15 protein-coding genes and 2 pseudogenes are annotated in these 18,647 nt (G+C 71.3%); 5 read left to right on the top strand and 12 right to left on the bottom strand.

Annotated elements, in window-relative coordinates; all coding sequences use genetic code 11:
• Window positions 1-40: 40 nt before the first annotated feature.
• From BSB02_RS08300 to BSB02_RS08275, 6 genes are all read right to left on the bottom strand, one after another.
• Window positions 41-817, bottom strand: coding sequence for an SAM-dependent methyltransferase (locus tag BSB02_RS08300; protein WP_338064329.1), 777 nt, complete (start codon window positions 815-817; stop codon window positions 41-43).
• Window positions 818-899: 82 nt separating this feature from the next.
• A complete protein-coding gene (locus BSB02_RS08295) occupies window positions 900-1,763 on the bottom strand; it encodes a sigma-70 family RNA polymerase sigma factor (RefSeq protein WP_143590379.1) in 864 nt (287 codons plus the stop codon).
• A gap of 71 nt (window positions 1,764-1,834) precedes the next feature.
• Complete coding sequence (locus BSB02_RS08290) at window positions 1,835-3,238, bottom strand: rhamnulokinase (protein WP_084958094.1); 1,404 nt, start codon at window positions 3,236-3,238, stop codon at window positions 1,835-1,837.
• Entirely contained in the window at window positions 3,235-5,238 is a 2,004-nt protein-coding gene (locus tag BSB02_RS08285) for a bifunctional rhamnulose-1-phosphate aldolase/short-chain dehydrogenase (protein ID WP_084958093.1), read from the bottom strand. The genes BSB02_RS08290 and BSB02_RS08285 overlap by 4 nt, the downstream gene beginning before the upstream one ends.
• A complete protein-coding gene (rhaI, locus tag BSB02_RS08280; protein ID WP_084958092.1) occupies window positions 5,238-6,383 on the bottom strand; it encodes an L-rhamnose isomerase in 1,146 nt (381 codons plus the stop codon). Before rhaI ends, BSB02_RS08285 begins: the two co-directional genes overlap by 1 nt.
• 17 nt (window positions 6,384-6,400) lie before the next feature.
• The gene (locus BSB02_RS08275) at window positions 6,401-6,718 is read right to left on the bottom strand and encodes an L-rhamnose mutarotase (protein WP_084958091.1); all 318 of its coding nucleotides are present in this window, start codon (window positions 6,716-6,718) and stop codon (window positions 6,401-6,403) included.
• A gap of 186 nt (window positions 6,719-6,904) precedes the next feature.
• On the opposite strand from BSB02_RS08275, the gene BSB02_RS08270 reads away from it, so the two are divergent.
• The 5 genes and pseudogenes from BSB02_RS08270 to BSB02_RS08255 all read left to right on the top strand — a co-directional run bounded on the left by BSB02_RS08270 (window position 6,905) and on the right by BSB02_RS08255 (window position 8,684).
• Window positions 6,905-7,357, top strand: coding sequence for a hypothetical protein (locus BSB02_RS08270; RefSeq protein ID WP_084958090.1), 453 nt, complete (start codon window positions 6,905-6,907; stop codon window positions 7,355-7,357).
• Window positions 7,354-7,638, top strand: a pseudogene (locus BSB02_RS43425) (rhamnogalacturonan lyase family protein); the annotation flags it as partial. The gene BSB02_RS08270 and the pseudogene BSB02_RS43425, both read left to right, overlap by 4 nt.
• A gap of 131 nt (window positions 7,639-7,769) precedes the next feature.
• Window positions 7,770-7,994: pseudogene (locus BSB02_RS43420) on the top strand (rhamnogalacturonan lyase family protein); the annotation flags it as partial.
• A complete protein-coding gene (locus tag BSB02_RS43280; protein ID WP_420855836.1) occupies window positions 7,931-8,230 on the top strand; it encodes a rhamnogalacturonan lyase family protein in 300 nt (99 codons plus the stop codon). The pseudogene BSB02_RS43420 and the gene BSB02_RS43280, both read left to right, overlap by 64 nt.
• Window positions 8,231-8,387: 157 nt before the next feature.
• The gene (locus tag BSB02_RS08255; protein ID WP_143590377.1) at window positions 8,388-8,684 is read left to right on the top strand and encodes a coiled-coil domain-containing protein; all 297 of its coding nucleotides are present in this window, start codon (window positions 8,388-8,390) and stop codon (window positions 8,682-8,684) included.
• A 97-nt stretch (window positions 8,685-8,781) separates the two neighbouring features.
• Here BSB02_RS08255 and BSB02_RS08250 read toward each other — a convergent pair whose 3' ends face one another.
• The 6 genes from BSB02_RS08250 to BSB02_RS08230 all read right to left on the bottom strand — a co-directional run bounded on the left by BSB02_RS08250 (window position 8,782) and on the right by BSB02_RS08230 (window position 18,630).
• Entirely contained in the window at window positions 8,782-11,022 is a 2,241-nt protein-coding gene (locus tag BSB02_RS08250; RefSeq protein ID WP_084958086.1) for a rhamnogalacturonan lyase family protein, read from the bottom strand.
• 117 nt (window positions 11,023-11,139) lie between these two features.
• On the bottom strand, window positions 11,140-11,280 hold the full coding sequence (locus BSB02_RS41310; RefSeq protein ID WP_206184569.1) for a hypothetical protein: 141 nt from the start codon (window positions 11,278-11,280) through the stop codon (window positions 11,140-11,142).
• Between the two features lie 237 nt (window positions 11,281-11,517).
• On the bottom strand, window positions 11,518-14,172 hold the full coding sequence (locus BSB02_RS08245; RefSeq protein ID WP_084958085.1) for an exo-rhamnogalacturonan lyase family protein: 2,655 nt from the start codon (window positions 14,170-14,172) through the stop codon (window positions 11,518-11,520).
• 39 nt (window positions 14,173-14,211) lie between these two features.
• A complete protein-coding gene (locus BSB02_RS08240) occupies window positions 14,212-16,734 on the bottom strand; it encodes an exo-rhamnogalacturonan lyase family protein (RefSeq protein ID WP_084958084.1) in 2,523 nt (840 codons plus the stop codon).
• Window positions 16,731-17,648: a carbohydrate ABC transporter permease gene (locus BSB02_RS08235; protein WP_240506271.1), complete on the bottom strand. Its 918-nt coding sequence runs from the start codon at window positions 17,646-17,648 to the stop codon at window positions 16,731-16,733. Before BSB02_RS08235 ends, BSB02_RS08240 begins: the two co-directional genes overlap by 4 nt.
• A gap of 10 nt (window positions 17,649-17,658) precedes the next feature.
• Complete coding sequence (locus BSB02_RS08230) at window positions 17,659-18,630, bottom strand: ABC transporter permease (protein WP_084958083.1); 972 nt, start codon at window positions 18,628-18,630, stop codon at window positions 17,659-17,661.
• Window positions 18,631-18,647 lie beyond the last annotated feature (17 nt).

Here is an 18,647-nt window from a genome sequence, read left to right as displayed (position 1 = left end):
GCCGGACCCGCCAGAACCCGCGCCGGACCCCCAGGCCGGGTCAGGGCCGCTTGACGCCGACGGCGCCGATGATTCCCGCGCCGCCCCTGTCCGGCAGGTCGATCTCGTCGGGGTCCCTCCGCCAGTCGGCGAGCGGCACCACCCCGGGCTCGACCAGGTCGTACCCCTCGAAGAACGACCGGACCTGCGCCACCGTGCGGGGCACGATGCCGCCCGCCTGCGTCGCCCGGTAGATCTGGTCGCCCTGCCGTACCTCGCTCTCGCTCAGATCCCCCGCGGTGACGTGCGAGATGACGAGCGGGCTGCCCGGAACCACCGCGTCGCGGAAGGCCGTCACGGCCCGCGCCGCCTCCGCGTCGGAGGTCACGAAGTGCAGGATCGCCAGCATGAGCACGGCCACCGGCTGGGAGAAGTCCAGGTGCGCCCGCACGGCGGGGTTGTCCAGGATCGTCTCCGGCCGCAGCAGGTCGCCCTCGGCCACGATCGTGTCGGGGTTGTCGGCCAGCAGGGCCTGGGCGTGGGTCAGCACGATGGGGTCGTTGTCGACGTAGACCACCCGCGACCCCTCCGCCGCCACCTGGTGGACGTTCTCCTGGGTCGGCAGGCCGGTGCCGATGTCCAGGAACTGGCGGATCCCCGAGGCGGACAGGTGGCGTACGGCCCGGCCGAGGAAGACACGGTTGGTCCGTGCGATCTCCCGGGCGTTCGGCACCAGCGCGATGATCTTCCTGGCGGCCTCCCGGTCGGCCGCGAAGTTGTCCTTTCCGCCTAAGTAGTAGTCGTACATCCGTGCGACGCTGGGAATGTGGGGGTTCACCACCCATGATGGCGCTTGTTCCTCTTCGGTCACGTGGACCAATCTAGCCAGACATCCACGTATCCCGCGGGCGGACGGGCCGTCAGTCGATCAGCAGGCTGATCTCCAGCTCCGCCAGCCGTTCGGCGCCGGCGACGGAACGCAGCTCGGTGATCTTGTCGTCGCGCACCGTGAACACCAGCGTGCGGACGGGCCGCCCCTCGTGCGTGACGACGATTCCCAGCATGCCGTCGACGAGGGCCAGCTGCGACGTCCTGGACAGGGTGGCGTAGGTGAGCGCCTGGCGGGCCACGGCGGCGGCGCCGCGCACCAGCCCTGCCACGTCCGTGTCGGAGCGGACCACGACGTCGGGATCGAGCACGGTCAGCAGCCCCTCGAAGTCGCCGCCGCGGGCCGCGGCCAGGAACGCCTCGACGACGGCCCGCTGCCGGGGCAGCTCGGCGGCGGGGACCGCCCGGACGCCCCGGATCCGGGCGCGGGCGCGGCTGGCGAGCTTCCTGGCCGCCGCCGGGGTGCGGTCCACGATCCGGGCGATGTCCTCGAACGGCACCCCGAACAGGTCGTGCAGCACGAACGCCAGCCGCTCGGCGGGCTCCAGCGTCTCCAGCACCACGAGCAGCGCCACGCCCACCGAGTCGGCCAGCATCGCCTCGTGCTCGGGATCCACCCTGCCCGCCTCGTGCTGCCGATCGCCGATGGGGTCCTCGCGCCGGGCCGCCCGGGAGCGCAGCATGTCCAGGCACACGCGCCCGACCACGGTGGTCAGCCAGCCGCCGAGGTTGTCGATCTGCCCGGCCTGTCCGGCCTCGGTACGGCTGAGCCGCAGCCACGCCTCCTGCACGGCGTCCTCGGCCTCGGCCAGGGACCCGAGCATGCGGTAGGCGACCGCCCGCAGGTGGGGACGGTGCTCCTCGAAACGGCGGGCCAGGAAGTCGCTCATGGTCACAATCCTTCGTCGGGGTCCTTCATACCACTGACGGATCCCGCGACCCGGATGTGACCGGGGCGAGGGCCCGGTCAGGACGGCGGATACCGGGTGAGCGGCTGCGTGCGGCGCACCAGCGCCCGCAGGTCCCGCAGCGTCCCCTCCAGCGCGCCCGTCGCCCGGGCCTGGACCAGCGCGTTGCCGATGGCCGTGGCCTCGACCGGGCCGGCGACGACGGGCAGCCCGCAGGCCTGCGCGGTCAGCCGGCACAGCAGCTCGTTCCGCGAGCCGCCGCCCACGATGTGGACCACGTCGACCGCCCGCCCGGTGAGGCGGACGGCGTCCTCCACCGCGGCGCGGTGCCCCACGGCCAGCGAGTCGAGGATGCAGCGCACCGTCTCGGCGCGGGTGGCCGGAACCTGCCGGCCGGAGCGGCGGCAGTGCTCGGCGATGCGCCGCGGCATGCCGCCCGGCGGCAGGAACTCCGGGTCGCCGGCGTCGACCACCGCGCCACGTGGCAGCTCGGCCGCCTGCCGCAGCAGGTCCGCCAGGCCGGCGCCGGAGCCCCACTCGCGCAGGCACTCCTGCAGCAGCCACAGCCCCGTCACGTTGCGCAGGTACCGCACGGTGCCGTCGATGCCGGCCTCGTTGGTGAAGCTGGCCCGCCGCCCCTCCTCGCTGATCGCGGGCTTGTCCAGCTCCACGCCCACGAGCGACCACGTGCCGCAGGAGATGTAGGCGAAGTGCGGGTCCTCGGCCGGGACCGCCGCCACGGCCGAGGCGGTGTCGTGCGAGCCGACCGCGATGACCGGGGGAGACTCGCTCCAGCCGAACCGCGCGGCCAGCTCGGGACGGACCCGGCCGATCACCTCGCCGGGGGAGCGCAGCGGCGGGAACAGGCCGGGGTCGATGCCCACGCGGCTCATCAGCTCGGCGTCCCACTGCCGGGTGCGGGCCTCCAGCAGCTGGGTGGTGGAGGCGTTGGTGACCTCGACCCCCACCTGCCCCGTCAGCCAGTGCGCGACCAGGTCGGGGATGAGCAGCAGCGTCCGCCCGGCCGGCGGCGGGGCGGCCACCAGCTGGTAGAGGGTGTTGAACGGCTGGCGCGCGATCCCCGTCCTGGCGTAGAGCTCCTCGGCCGGGATGACCGCGTCCACGCGCTCGGGCACGCCCTCGGTGCGGCGGTCCCGGTAGCACACGGGGTCTCCCACGCGCGTCCCGGAGGCGTCGAGCAGGCCGAAGTCCACGGCCCAGGAGTCGACGCCGATCCCGTCCACCGGGCCGGCGGCGCGCAGCCCGGTGGCTATGCCGTCGAGGATGCGGCCGAAGTCCCACCACAGCGTGCCGTCCCGCTCGACCGGGACGTTGCCGAAGCGGTGGACCTCCCGCAGCTCCAGCCGCTCGGGCCCGACCTCGGCGACGATCACCCGGCCGCTGGAGGCGCCCAGGTCGACGGCCGCGTAGCGCGCGCCCCCGCCGGGAAGGCCGCCGCTCATCGCAGGAAGGCCGCCGCGACCCCGGCGTCCACGGGGATGTGCAGGCCGGTGGTGTGGGACAGCTGGGTCAGGTGAAAGACCGCCGCGGCCACGTGCTCGGGCAGGACCTCCCGCTTCAGCAGGGTCCGCTGGGCGTAGAACTCGCTGAGCTTCTCCTCGGGCACGCCGTACACCGCCGCCCGGTTGGCGCCCCAGCCGGAGGCGAAGATGCCCGAGCCGCGGACCACCCCGTCGGGGTTGACGCCGTTGACGCGGATGCCGTGCTCGCCCAGCTCGGCGGCCAGCAGCCGGACCTGGTGCGCCTGGTCGGCCTTGGCCGCGCCGTAGGCGAGGTTGTTCGGCCCGGCGAAGACGGCGTTCTTGGAGCAGATGTAGACGATGTCGCCGCCCATGCCCTGGGCGATCATCACGCGGGCGCTCTCGCGGGAGACCAGGAACGAGCCGCGCGCCATCACCTGGTGCTGCAGGTCCCAGTCGGCGGCGGTGGTCTCCAGCAGGCTCTTGGAGATCGACAGCCCGGCGTTGTTGACCACCAGGTCCACGCCGCCGAAGGCGAGGACCGCCTGCCGTACGGCTGCCGCGATCTGCTCCTCGGAGGTGACGTCCACCTCCACGGCGACGGCGACGTCGGCGGATCCCAGCTCCGCGGCCACCTTCTCGGCGGCGCCCAGGTCCCGGTCGGCCACCACCACGCACGCGCCCTCCGAAGCCAGCTTCCGCGCGGTGGCCGCGCCGATCCCGGACCCGCCGCCGGTGACCAGCGCGACCCGCGTGGCCAGCGGCTTGGGCGGGGGCAGGCGGCGGAGCTTGGCCTCCTCCAGCTCCCAGTACTCGATGCGGAACTTCTCCGCCTCGTCGATCGGCTGGTAGCGCGACAGCGCCTCGGCGCCGCGCATGACGTTGATCGCGTTGACGTAGAACTCCCCGGCCACCCGGGCGGTCTGCTTGTCCTTGCCGAAGCTGAACATGCCCACGCCCGGCACCAGCACGATCGCCGGATCGGCGCCACGCATGGGCGGCGAGCCGAGGGTGGCGTGCCGCTCGTAGTAGGCGCGGTACTCGGCCCGGTAGGCCTCGAACTGCGGCTCCAGCTCATCCGACAGGTCCAGCACGAGCGGGGCGACCTTGGTGCGCAGGAAATGGTCCGGGCAGGAGGTGCCCAGCGCGGCCAGGCGGCGCAGCTCGGCGCGCGAGACGAAGTCCAGCACCTCGGGGGAGTCGGTGAAGTGGCCGACCACCCGATGGCTCGCCGAGGCCAGGCCCCTGATCGCTGGGAACAGCTCGGCGGCCTTCGCCCGCCGCTCCCGCTCGGGCAGCGGCTCGACGACGACCGGGCCGAACGGCTCGGGCCGGCCGTGCTCGGCGATGTACCGCTCGGCCGTCCGGATGATCTCCAGCGAGTTGGCCTGGCACTCCTCGCTGGTCTCACCCCAGGCGGTGATGCCGTGCCCGCCCAGGATCACGCCGATGGCCTGCGGGTTGGCCTGTTTGATCGCGGCGATGTCCAGGCCGAGCTGGAAGCCGGGGCGGCGCCACGGCACCCACACGACCCGGTCGCCGTAGATACGCTCGGTGAGCTCGGGGCCGTCGGCGGCGCAGGCGACGGCGATGCCGGCGTCGGGGTGCAGGTGGTCCACGTGGGCGGCGTCGACCAGGCCGTGCATGGCGGTGTCGATCGACGGGGCCGCGCCGCCCTTGCCGTGCAGGCAGTACTCGAAGGCGGCCACCATCTCGTCCTCGCGCTCGACGCCCGGGTAGACGTCTACCAGCGCGCGCAGCCGGTCCAGCCGCAGCACCGCGAGGCCCGCCTCGGTGAGCGTGCCGAGGTCGCCGCCGGAGCCTTTGACCCACAGCAGCTCCACCTCGCCGCCGGTGACGGGGTCGCGATCGGTGCCCTTGGCGGAGGCGTTGCCCCCGGCGTAGTTGGTGTTGCGCCGGTCCGCGCCCAGCGTGTGACAGCGGTCCAGCAACTGTTTCACCGTCTGGTTGAGGTGGTTCATCAGGCCCCCCAGCCCGCCTGCGCGCCGCCGACCCGTTCGGCGCAGATCTTCTCGAAGTAGCCCGAGCGGGCGTAGGCGGCCATCGGGTCCGGATCCAGGCCCATCTCGGCGCGCAGCTCGGCCAGCAGCGGGCGGACGTCGGTGTTGAAGGCGTCCATCAGCACCGCGTTGGCGCCCAGCACATCCCCGGCCTGCTGGGCGGCCGCCAGCGCCTGCCGGTCCACCAGCAGCGCCTTGGCGGTGGCCTCCTGCACGTTCATCACCGAGCGGATCTGCCCGGGGATCTTGGGCTCGATGTTGTGGCACTGGTCCAGCATGAAGGCCACCTGCGGGGTGTAGCCGCCGCCGCGGATCACCTCGAACATGATCCGAAACAGCTGGAAGGGGTCGGCCGCGCCCACCATCAGGTCATCGTCGGCGTAGAAGCGGGAGTTGAAGTCGAAGCCGCCCAGCTTGCCCTCGCGCAGCAGGAAGGCGACGATGAACTCGATGTTGACCCCCGGCGCGTGGTGCCCGGTGTCCACCACCACCTGCGCCCGGGGGCCGAGCTTGACGCAGTGCGCATAGGCGGTGCCCCAGTCCGGCACGTCGGTGGCGTAGAAGGCCGGCTCGAACAGCTTGTATTCCAGCAGGAAGCGCTGGTGCGCACCCAGCCGGTCGTACACGACGGCCAGCGCCTCGGCCAGCCGGTCCTGGCGGGCGCGCAGGTCGTCTTGGCCGGGGTAGTTGGTGCCGTCGGCGAACCACAGCTTGAGCGTGGCCGAGCCGGTGGCGTCCATGATGTCCACGCACTGCAGCAGGTGGTCGAGCGCCTTGCGGCGCACCGCCGGGTCGGGGTGGGTGACGCTGCCGAGCTTGTAGTCCTCCTCCTGGAACAGGTTGGCGTTGATGGCGCCGATGCCGATCCCCAGCGACTCGGCGTGGCGGGCCAGGTCGGCGTAGTCCTCCACGGCGTCCCAGGGGATGTGCAGCGCCACGGTGGGGGCGATCCCGGTGTGGCGGTGCACCTGGGCGGCGTCGGCCAGCTTCTCGTACGGGTCGCGCGGCACGCCGGGCTGGCCGAACACCTTGAAGCGGGTGCCGGAGTTGCCGTAGGCCCAGGAGGGCGTCTCGATGCGCTGCTGCCGCAGCAGGTCCTTGATCATGGTGAGGGGTCCCCGATTCAGTCCAGGTGGAAGACCTCGGTCAGCGGCCGCATGCCCTCGTCGGGGCGGCCGTCGAGCTCGGCGAAGAACGGCGCCATCTCCGCCTGCCAGCGGGCGTTGACCTCGGTCTCGGCCATCGCCTTGCGCGCGGCCTCGAAGTCCTCGGTCTCCAGGTAGCCGACCAGCAGGCCGTCCTCGCGCAGGAAGAGCGAGTAGTTGTGCCAGCCGGTCCTGCGCAGCGCCTCGAGCATCTCGGGCCAGACGGCCCGGTGGCGTTCCTTGTACTCCTCCAGGCGCTCTGGCCGGACCTGCAACAGGAAGCAGATTCGCTGCACGGGGGCTCCACAGGACGTCGAGCAAAACGTTTTAATAGGCTAGCAGCGAGAGTAGAGGGGGCACGGCACCGCGTCAATGCCTGGACGGGCGAGTTCCGCCCGACGCGCGAAGGGTCTGGCGGTGAAGTGATTCACACGTTTTAAGGTGCCCTGCCGTACCAGAACGGACCGGAACGGGAACCCCCCATGCCACGCATCCTCGCCGCCCTCGTCCTCGTGCTGTCAGCGATAACGCCCAGTCGCGCGCTCGCCGACCAGACCCGGTGGGCCTTCGACTTCGTCACCGCCGCCTGCGCCACCTTCAGCCTCGACCTGCCCACCGGCGACTACACCGTCTCCCTCGTCGCGGGCGACGCCGCCGAGGCCACCGACATCGCGATCGCCGCCGAGTCGATCCAGAAGGTCCAGCCCACGGCCAAGCCCCCAGGCGAGCACCTGGAGATGTCCTTCGCCATCGCGCTCGTGGACGGCCGGCTGGACCTCGCCTTCTCCGGCGCCGCCCCGAAGATCAACTCCCTGGTCGTGGTACGGCAGGCGCAACGCGCCCCCGGCACCGTCCCCACGGCCTACCTCGCGGGCGACTCCACCGTGCAGACCTACGACCCTCCTGGGCGCCCGAGGCCGGATGGGGCCAGATGATCGAGCGGTTCCTCACCACCGGCGTGGCCTTCGACAACCACGCCATCGGCGGGCGCAGCTCGAAGAACTTCCTCACCCAGGGCCGCCTGGACGAGATCCTGCGCCTCATCAGGCCCGGCGACTCCTTCCTCATCCAGTTCGGCCACAACGACGCCACCGTCAGCGTGCCCGACCGGTACGCCTCCCCGGCCGACTACAAGGAGGTGATGATGAAGACCGCCGACGGCACCGTGGACGGCACGGGCGCGGTCATCGGCAACCCGAGCCGCGACCACCGCAACTCCGGCGGGTACGTGCTGAGCGGCCCCGAGTACCTCACGGTCTTCGAGGGGTCACCGGCAAGGCGCTCGACACCGTCGGCGACCTGGACCCGGCCCGGCCGGGCTATGAGGTGTTCGCCGCGCACGAGGACATGGGCAGCAGCGGCAACCGGGGCGCGACCTTCCGCGACGCGGCCACGGGCGCGGTGCTGTGGTCGCTGCCCGCTGCCAAGGACACCGGGCGGGCCGCCTCCGGCGACGTCGACCCGCGCCACCCGGGCGCCGAGGGCTGGGCCGTGACCGCGACCGGCGAGTGGAACTCCGGCCAGGGCGAGCTGCGCTCGGCGTCCGGTTCGCCTATCGGCACCGCGATCCCGCCCGCGAACTTCCTCGCCTGGTGGGACGGCGACCTGCTGCGGGAGATCGTCGACCACGACTACGACGCGGCGCGCGGCTTCGCACACTCATGCACGACCCGGTGTACCGGCTGGGCGTCGCCTGGCAGAACGTCGGCTACAACCAGCTGCCGCATCCCGGGTTCTACCTGGGGACGGGGATGACGGCGCCCGAGAAGCCACGCATTCGTTACGCGCGCGGGCATGACGTGCGCTGACCGCTTCTTGGCCGATGGGGGAGGATCTCTTGATCCTTCCCCATCGGTCGTGGCACGTCGGTTACTCTAGGTACAGCGGAGGGACCTGAGTGCGCTTACCACCCAGGTCCCGTACGACAACCGTACGGGAGGTTCCGTGGGGATCAAAGAGGCGGCCATGCGTTTCGCGACGGCGGTCGAGAACGAGCTGATCCAGATCCGCGCCGATCAGATGGAACTGGGCCAGCGGCTCACCGAGCGGGTCAACGGCGTCGCCAACGAGGTCAAGGCGCTTGACGCCAAGGTCACCAGCCTTGACGCCAAGGTCACCAGCCTTGACACCAAGGTCGACGAGGTCAAGGCCGAGGTGCACGAGGTCAAGACCGAGATGTATGACGTCAAGGCCGACATCCGGGAGTTCAAGACGGATGTCATGGGCGTCCTGATCGACATCCAGCGGCGGCTCCCCGCCTGACGGCAAGCCCATGCGGCGCGGCTCCCGCCACTGCGGCGGGAGCCGCGCCGTTCTCATGCGCCGAAGGCCCAGCACCAAGCGCGAGAAAGGCCTCAGGTCAGCGGACGTAGACGTTGGGCCGAGGCGGTGCGGACATGCCGTTCCCCAGGAAGAAGCTGGGATGCGGCGGCTGGTTGTAGGCGGTGTTCTGCCAGGCGATCGCGACCCGGTACTGCGTGTCGTGCAGCAGCGTCCAGATGCGCCGGTCGGTCGGCACGGTGGTGGCGTAGATGCGCAGCGCGCCCTCGCCGTCGCGCGGCAGGATGATCTCCTCCCGCCAGTCGCCGAACAGGTCGCCGGACAGGGAAGGCGTGGCCTTGGTGCCGTTGATCGAGTGCGCGCCGGAGCCGGTCAGCAGCCGCGTGTCGCCGCCGGTGCCGTACTTGTCGACGTGGTTGCCGTCGAGCAGCTCGCGGACCGGGTCGGCGTCCCACCAGGCCAGGAAGTTGGCCGAGGACGGGGTGCGGCCGATGGCCGCGCCTGAGGTGTTGAACAGGCTGGTCATCTGGGTGCCCGCGCCCCAGAACTCCGCGCCGGGGCTGCCGGCGTGGATGTCGCCCGCGACGCCGCGGCCGGGGCCCTCGGAGCCGCCGTTGCCGGGCCGCTGCCAGATGATCTGGCCGGTGCGCGCGTCGTGCACGTCGGCGGCGGGCGAGCTGCCGCTCTCGTGGATGGTGAACACCTCCAGGCCGGACCGCGCCGGGATCAGGTCGCCCACGTGCATCGCGTCGCCGTGGCCGAAGCCCGTGGCGTACATGAGCGCCCCGTTGTCGTCGATCGTGGCCGAGCCGTACACGATCTCGTCGCGGCCGTCGGCGTCGACGTCGGCGACGGACAGGTTGTGGTTGCCCTGGCCGTAGGCGCCGCCGCTGTTGCCGGAGTCGTAGGTCCAGCGGTGCGTGAGCGTGCCGTTGCGGAAGTCCCAGGCCACGACGACGGCCCGGGTGTAGTAGCCGCGAGCCATGATCAGCGAGGGCCGCCGGCCGTCGAGGTAGGCGGTGGCCGCGAGGAAGCGGTCGACGCGGTTGCCGTAGCTGTCGCCCCACGACGACACGTTGCCGCGCGCCGGAAGGTAGTTCACCGTGGACAGGACGGCGCCGTCGGTGCCGCGGAACATGGTCAGGTACTCGGGCCCGGTGAGGATGTAGCCGCTGGAGTTGCGGTGGTCGGCGGAGGCGCTGCCGATGACCTGGCCGGTGCCGGATCGGGTGCCGTCGGCGGTCTTCATGGCCACCTCGGCGCGGCCGTCGCCGTCGTAGTCGTAGACCTGGAACTGCGTGTAGTGGGCGCCCGCGCGGATGTTGCGGCCGAGGTCGATGCGCCACAGGCGGGTGCCGTCGAGGCGGTAGGCGTCGACGAAGACGTTGCCGGTGTAGCCGGACTGGGAGTTGTCCTTGGCGTTGGACGGATCCCACTTCAGCACGATCTCCAGCCGGCCGTCGCCGTCCAGGTCGCCTGCGCTGGCGTCGCCCGCGCTGTAGGTGTAGGAGGCCCCGTCGGGCGTGGTGCCGCCGGAGGGCCGCTGGATGGGCACGTCGAGGTGGTCGCCGCCGGTGAAGCGGAGCGACGGCTCGGAGGCGGCCTGCTCGACGCCGTTCACCACGGCCCTGACCGTGTAGGAGGCGTCGGCCGCCGCGCCGGAGTCGAGGTGGTTCGTGGAGTTCGTGACCGTCGCGATCCTGGTCGAGCCACGGTAGACGTTGAAGGAGACGTTGTCGGGGTCGGTGGCCAGCAGCCGCCAGGAGACCAGGTTGCCGGTGCCGGAGCGCACGCTGATCAGGCCCCGGTCGAGGTCCTCGACCTGGCGGCCGGACTCGGCCGCCCCGCCCGCCTCGACGTCGAGGTAGTCGATGTTGGGCAGCCCGGCGGCGCTCGTGGGGACGATCCTGACGGTGTTGCCGCCCGCGTTCAGCGGCGCGGTCAGCGTCTTGGTGGCCCACGTGGTCCAGGCGCCCGTGGCGTCGAACGGGGTGGCCGCCTGCACGACCGTCCCGTTGACCACGATGTCGGCGGGCCGGGTCGTGGTGGTGCCGTTGGCGTAGCGGACGGCGAGCGTGGCGGTGCCCGCGGCGGCGGCGTTCACCGTGAACTGCACGGCCGCGCCGACGGCGTTGGTCCCGTTGCAGAATCCCGTCCCCGAGTATCCGGCGTGGTTGGACTCCACCACGCCGTCGCAGGTGGCGGGTGCCTGTTCGGCCTCGTAGCGCGTCGGCGCGGCCTGGGCGACGCCCGGTGGCGCGCAGGTCAGCGTCCCGGCCATCGCCAGGACGGCCGTCGCGCTGAGGATTCGTAAGCGCATCACAAATCCCTTCGCAGGTTGGTTAATACGTTTTAATCAGAGAGGCCTCCATGGCGCCATATCCCGCTGACTTAAGGCTGTTTCATCAGGGACGATGTCCTTTAGAACGTGAAACTTTCACCCGGCCCAGAGGCAGTCCGGCACCAGCCCCAGGTCCCGCAGCCCGTCCGCCACCAGGTCCACGCCCAGCCCGTTGACGATCAGCCCGGTGGAGTTCAGCGCGGTCCCCGTGAACCACCGCCGGACGATCGGCGTCACCAGCACCGGCGTGGCGCCGCGGGCCTGGATGCCGCGCCGGAAGTGCCGCGGCAGCCGCTGCCCCAGCCGGTGAAGGCACGGCGGGCCAGATCGCCCGCGCCGGTGGCGGTGAGCGGCATCATGAGGCGGCGGGTACGGCGAGCGCGAGCGCGGAGGCGGCCAGACGCGACACGGGGTCTCCAGGCGGGGCGGGCGGGCGCCGGGCGGACGTGGGCGGGACCGCCCGGCGCCCGCGGCTCAGGCGGCGGGCAGCTTGTCGCCGATCAGGGCGAGGTTCTGGATGGCCGCCAGCCCGAACAGCGCGGTGGAGTTGGTGGAGATCCACGGCGCGTGCGAGGACGGGTTCAGCGTGCTGTCCACCTTCTGCGCCGACCAGTCCCGGGTGTGGGCGTACTCCCAGGCCTCCGGCGGCTTGAGGAAGATCTGCCAGGCCCGCGCGGCGTACTTGTCGTCCTTGAGCCGCACGGCCGCGTAGGCGTCCAGCCGCGTGTGCCCCTGCTTGAGGATGAGGTTGCCGAAGTGCTTACCGACCTCGGCGGTCTGCTCGGCCCGGGTGGCGTTGTAGAGCCGGCAGTACTGCAGCCACTTCTGCTCGAAGGCGGGCATGTCGATCGCGTCGATGAGCTCGGCGCAGATCTCCACCAGCCCGAACATGGCCGACAGGTGGCTGACGCTGACCTTGGCGGTGTCCGGCGCGTAGCGGCCGGTCTCCATGTTGTACAGCGCCTCGCCCTGGATGAAGCCGTTGGGCAGCGCGGCGATGGACTCCATGGTCCCCAGCAGGTTGCGCTTGCACTGCTCGGCCAGCGGCCCGTTCCGCTCCCACTCGGTGAACCACCCGGCCGCCAGGCCGCTCCAGGAGGTGCCCAGGCCGATGGCCAGCGCCTTGGGATCGGGGGTGTACGGCTCGGTGCGGATCTTCCTGATCGGGTCCAGCACCAGGAAGGTCTTCTCCGAGTCGGCCACCTCGTGCAGCAGGTCGCCGGTGCGCTCGTCGGCGGTCAGGTAGTAGTGGAAGCGCCGGTAGATCGCGGTGGAGATGCGCTGCTGCTTGGCGCTGTCGGCCCAGTGCTGCACGCCGTGCCGGGTGCCCAGGCCCTTCCACGGCCCGATGTGGTAGACGTCCACCTCGCCGGTGTGGCGGGTCATCGCCTCGGCGAGGCGGTAGACGTCGGCCCGGCCGGTGCGCAGGTACTGATACCACAGCCACAGGTCGGGCGACAGCTCGGAGTTGTCCCAGGCGTAGCCGCCGACGTCGTAGCGCCAGACCTTCCGGTCCTCGTCGTAGCTGTGCATGATGTCGCCGTAGTCCCAGAAGCCGTACCAGTGCCGTTCCTCCACCTGGGCCTGGTAGAAGGCGAACTGGAAGTCGAGGTGGTCCTCGATCTGCTTCTTGACCGGGTGCGAGCGGTCCACGGGCGCGAACAGGCCGCCGAACACCTTGGCCGCCACCAGGTGCCCGACCGGGTTGATCAGCTGCGGGGGCGTGCGCACCTGGTCGGCCATCGCGCCCAGCCGTTCGGCCGAGGGGGTCCCCGCCAGCGCCCAGAACATCAGCTCGCTGGTCCTGGCGATGCCGTACGGCGTGCCGAAGCCGGGCTCGTAGTCCTCGTAGGTGATCTCCAGGCCCTGGAGCTGCTCGGGGTAGGTGTCCTGGCCCATGCCGTCGTGGTAGAAGCGCAGGTCCATCGGCCCGGCCTCGGGCGACCAGAGCCAGACGGTGACCTCGGCCTCCTCGGTGTGCGCGCCCCGCACGTCCAGCTGCGTGGGGTGGCGCTGCCAGAAGTCGCGCAGCCCGAAGGCCAGCCCGCCGCCGACGCCGCCCACGTAGCCCAGGCCGGAGGCCCGCCTGCCCTGGTCGACCGGGATCCAGCCGTGGCCCTTCTTGGTCCTCTTGCGCAGCGTGAAGCCCTCCGACGACAGCTGGCTGAGCGAGTAGTCGCCCCACTCGGGGATGTACTGCAGGCGCGTGGTGACCCGCTGGTCCCAGGTGGCGGGGTCGGGCAGCTTGGCGCTCGCGATCTGCGCGGCGCGCACGGCGGCGCCCGGGTCGCGGCGCAGCCCGGTGATGCCCTTGACGGCCTCGGCCAGCATGCCGTGGCCCTCGCCGACGAAGCGGACGTGCCGGTCATACGTCGCGTCCCGCATCGGCACCCGGAACCGCACGCCGAGCCCGGCGATGAAGTCGTGCCGCCCGTCGCGGTCGTAGACGAAGGTGTGCGTCATGCGGATCGACTCGGCGCCCGCGTAGAAGTACAGCCGCACGGTGAACGGCAGCCAGGACCTGCCCTTCTTGCCGGTGTGGCGGCCCTCGATCCTGACCACCGCGCGCACCGGCCCGGACTGCTCGACCGTGACCTTGCCGATGTCGCTCTCGTAGCGGTCCAGGACGGTCGTGCTCTCCTCGTCCTCGTCGATCTTGTCTTGCTTGAGGTTGACGAGGTGGCCCTTGCGGGCGATCTCGACGTCGCCGCGCCAGATCTGGCTGATGAGCTCCTTGCCGTCCTTGCGGATGCGCGCCCGGATGACGCCGGTGTCGACGTCCACGTAGTTCTTCTCGTCCTTGACCGTCACCGGCCGGGCGGGCGCGGCCGGCGTTCCGGCGGTGAGCGTGTAGGACTCGGCGGGCGTGTCGGCGGCGATGGCGTGCGCGGTCCACTTCAGCGACCCGTCGGGCCAGTAGGCCAGCGGCCAGCTCTGCACCGGGGTGCCGTCGGCGAGCGCGAAGGACTGGTCCTCGGGCACCGCGCCCTTGGGCCAGGGGGTGCCCCAGGTGGAGACGGCGGAGGTGCCCGGCCTGCCTTCGAGCCAGGTGAGCTTGACCTCCGGTACGGCTGCCGCCGCGGCTCCGGCCTGGCCTTCGAGCATCGACACGAGGGGGATGGCGGCCATTCCGGCTAACACTTCACGTCGGGTGAGTTCCACGCGGGATTACCTCCGGTGCTGGGGGATGAGGGCGAGAAGCTGGATCGCCGCCAGGCCGTACTGGGCGGCGTCGTTGGTGGAGACGAAGGGCGCCTCCTGGACCGGCATGAGCACGCGGGGTCCGCGGACCTCGGTGACGTGCCAGCCGGAAGTGCGGGCCAGGGGGCTGGCGTTGCCGAGCTGGTCGCCTTCGTCGCTGCGGAAGGCGTGCCAGGCGAGGGCGGCCAGCTCGGGGTCGCCGAGCCGGGCGGCGGCGTAGGCGGCCAGCCTGCTGTGGGCGGGGATGCACGAGATGCCGGTAAGCGCTTTCCCGAGCTCCATGCGCTGCCGCTCGGGCGAGGCGAGATACAGGCGGCAGTAGCCGAGCCACGCCTCCTCGAAGCCCGGCACGCCGAGGTCGAGGTCGATCAGCTCGGCGCAGATCTCCGGCAGGCCGAACAGGGCCGACAGGTGGGAGACGCCGATCCGCTCCCGCGAGGTGTCGAACCGGCCGCTCTCCGGGTCCAGCCGCGCCTCGCCGGTGAGGAAGCCGTACGGCAGCGCCGCGATGTCGGCCATCGTGCCGAGCAGCCGGTCGCGGGCCCGCTCGTCGCCGTGCCGCTCCCAGCGGGTCAGCCAGTCGGCCGCCATGGATCCCCAGTCCGCGCCGAGCCCGACCTCGATGCCCTCGCGTGTCCGGTACTTGCGCAGCGGGTCGATCGCCTGGAACGTCTCCTCGGGCCTGGCCAGCTCGTCCATCAGGTCGCCGGTGCGCTCGTCGGCCGTCAGGTAGTAGAAGAAGCGCCGGTAGGCCGCGTTGGAGATGCGCAGCTGCTTGCAGCTGCACCCCCAGTGCTGCACGTTGTGCCGGGAGCCCAGCCCCTTCCACGGGCCGAGGTGGTAGACGTCCACCTCGCCGGTGTGGCGGGTCATCGCCTCGGCGAGGCGGAAGACGTCGGCCCGGCCGGTGCGCAGGTACTGGTACCACAGCCACAGGTCGGGCGACAGTTCGGAGTTGTCCCAGGCGTAGCCGCCCACGTCGTAGCGCCAGGTGTGCCGGTCGGCGTCGTAGGTGTGCATGACGTCGCCGTAGTCCCAGAACCCGTACCAGCGGCGCTGCTCGACCTGGCCCCGGTAGTAGGAGACCAGGAAGTCCAGCCGGTCCTCGATGTCCTGATGGGCCGGGTCGGGCAGGCCCCACACGCCGAAGACGCCGGCTTGCCTGATCCGCTCGGGGGAGGCGGTGAGCAGGCCGGGGGCGTCGAGCAGGGCCGCGTGCTCGGCGAGCTCCTCGTGCGCCGGGGTGCTGTCGTGGACGCGCAGGCTGAGCTCGTGGGTGCGGGCGATGCCGTACGGCGTGCCGAAGCCGGGCTCGTGGTCCTCGTAGGTGATCTCCAGGCCCTCCAGTTGCTCGGCGTGGGTGTCCTGGCCCAGGCCGTCGTGCCAGAAGCGCAGGTCCATCGGCGGGGCGCCGGGGGAGTAGAGCCAGACGGTCGCGGTGGCCACGCCGGTGGCCGCGCCGCGGACGTCGAGCCGGGTGGGGTGCAGCTTCCAGAAGTCGCGCAGGCCGAAGCCGAGGCCGCCGCTGACCCCGCCCACATAGCCGTAGCCGCGCGATCTGGTGCCCGAGGGGACGGTCACCCAGGCGTGGCCGGGCGCGGTGCGCTTGCGCAGCGTGAAGCCGTCGGCGCTGGACTGGTCGAGCGTGTAGTCGTTCCACACCGGGATCAGGTGGAGCCTGCGCGCCACCTCGGGGTTGCCGATCTCGCCGACCGGGCGGCCCTCGACCTGCGCCCGCCGTGCCTCCTCGCCGGGGTCCTGGCGCAGCCCGGTCAGGCCGCGCACGGCCTCGGTGAGGAAGCCCTCGGCTCCGGCCAGCCGTACGTGCCGGTCGTGCGGCTCGTCCCGCATGACCACGTCGGCCCGCAGGCCCAGGCCCGCGAGGAAGTCGCGCCCGGGGTCGCCGTCCCAGACGAAGCTGTGCACGATCCGCACGTCGGCCGCGCCCGCGTAGAAGTACAGCCGGACCGTGAACGGCAGCCAGTCGCCGTGCCGCCCCTCCACCCGGACGACCGCGCGCACCGGGCCGTCCTGCTCGACCGTGACCCGCTCGATCCGGGCGACGGTCCTCGTGCGGGTACGGCCGGCGTCCTCGTCGGGCGTGTCCTGCCGGATGCTGACGAGCCGGACGTTCCGCACGATCTCGCGCTCGCCGTACGAGACGCTCTCGATCAGGGCCTCCCGGGAGAGCCGCCACGTGACGGCACCCGTGCGGATGGTGAGCCCGTCCACGGTGACGGGCTCGCCGGGTACGGCAGGCGTCCCGCCCGGCACGAGTTCGTAGGACTCGGCGGGCACGGCCTGCGGCCCGATGGCGTGGGCCGACCACTTGACCGAGCCGTCCGGCCAGGTGGCGGTGATCCAGCTCTGCACGGGGGTGCCGTCGCGCAGGGCGAAGGAGGAGCCCGCGGCCACCGCTCCCCGGGGCCAGGGGACCCCCCACGTGACGCCCTGCCTGCGCGGACCTTCCAGCCAGCGCAGGTGCGTCATTCCTTCACCGACCCGATCAGGACGCCCTTGGCGAAGTGCTTCTGCAGGAACGGGTAGACCAGCAGGATCGGCAGCGTCGCGACGACCACGACGGCGAACTTGATGCCCTGCTCGGGGAACAGGACCGAGTCGAAGGCGGTCACCGACCGCTCGGCGGCGGGGCTGGTGAGCATGCGGACCAGCACCTGGAGGGTCCACTTGGAGTTGTCGTTGATGTACAGCAGCGGCGACATGTAGTCGTTCCAGATGCCCACCGCGTAGAAGAGCGAGAACGTGGCGATGATCGGCTTGGACAGGGGCAGCACGATCCGCCGGAAGACGCCCAGCTCGGTGCAGCCGTCGATGCGGGCGGCCTCCTCCAGGGCCTGCGGCAGCTCCTGGAAGAAGCTCTTGACGATGATCAGGTAGAAGGGGTTGATCGCGAGCGGCAGGATCAGCGCCCAGTAGCTGTCGAGCAGGCCCAGGTCGCGCACCACGAGGTAGGTCGGGATCATGCCGCCGCTGAACACGATCGTGAAGATCACCAGGTTCAGCACCAGCGTCCTGCCGGGGAGTTGCCGCTTGGACAGCGGGTAGGCCATGGTGAGCGTCAGCAGCACCTGCACCACCGTGCCGACCGCCGTCACGCAGACCGTGGTGACCAGCGCCCGGACGAAGGTGGGGGTGCCGAAGATGTAGTCGTAGGTGCTGGTGACGAACTGCTCCGGCCACAGGAAGAACGGCCTGGAGGAGATCTCCGCCTCGGTGGCGAAGGACCCGGCCAGCACGTACATCAGCGGCAGGACGGTGATGAGCGCCAGACCGACGAGGAACGCGACGTTGAACGCGTCGAACAGCCGGCTTCCCCAGGAGCCGTAGTTGCGTACCGTGGCGGGTGCCTCCGCCAGCTTCTTCGAGGTCAGGTCGATCGACACGCGCCCCTCCTTAGAACAGGCCCCGCTGGCCGAGGCGCTTGGCCAGCCAGTTGCAGCCGAAGATGAGCACCAGCCCGGCGACGCCCTTGAACAGGCCGACGGCGGTGGCGTAGCTGTAGCCGCCCTGCGTGATGCCGACGTAGTAGACGAAGGTGTCGAACACGTCGGCGACGTCGGCGTTGAGCGAGTTCCGCATCAGCCAGAACTGCTCGAAGCTCTGGTCGAGCAGGTTGCCGGAGGTGAGGATGGCCATGACGACGATGGTGGGCCGGATGGCGGGCAGCGTGACGTGCCAGAACTGCCGCCAGCGCCCGGCGCCGTCCATGCGGGCCGCCTCGTACAGGTCGGGGTTCACCCCGGCCAGCGCGGCCAGGTAGATGATCGTGCCCCAGCCGGTGCTCTTCCAGAGCGTCTGCAGCATGATGATCGGCCGGAACCACTCCTCCTGGGCGACGTAGTCGATCTTCTGCCCGCCGGTGATCGCGTGGATCCAGCCGGCGATCACCCCGTAGTCGACGGAGAACAGCAGATACGTCAGCGACGCGACGATGGTCCAGGACAGGAAGTGGGGGATGTAGATGAGCGACTGGACCGTGCGCTTGACGAAGCGCACCCTCAGCTCGTTGAGCATGAGCGCGACGATGATCGGCGCCGGGAAGGCGAACAGGATCATCAGCAGCGCGATGACGAGGGTGTTGGTCATCAGGCGGCCGAAGTCCGGCCCGGTGAACAGCGCCTCGAAGTGCTTCAGGCCCACCCATTCGCTGCCCTCGATGCCGAGGAACGGCACGAAGTCCTTGAACGCGATGGTCAGGCCGTACATCGGCCAGTACCTGAAGATCGCGAAGTAGGCCAGGCCGGGCAGGAGCATCAGCAGCAGCCAGCGGTGGCGCACGAGCTTGGCCAGCGGCGAGGACCCGGCCCGTCTGCGTGGAGGCTTGGTGGCCGCCTTGGCGGGCGCCGATGCGAGGTCCGTGGCCATGGCGGCCTCCTTTCTCA

The organism is Thermoactinospora rubra (assembly GCF_002093975.1).
Classification (GTDB): domain Bacteria; phylum Actinomycetota; class Actinomycetes; order Streptosporangiales; family Streptosporangiaceae; genus Nonomuraea; species Nonomuraea rubra_A.
Note: the sequence above shows the minus strand (reverse complement) of the source record. Positions and strands in the feature narration are given on the sequence as shown.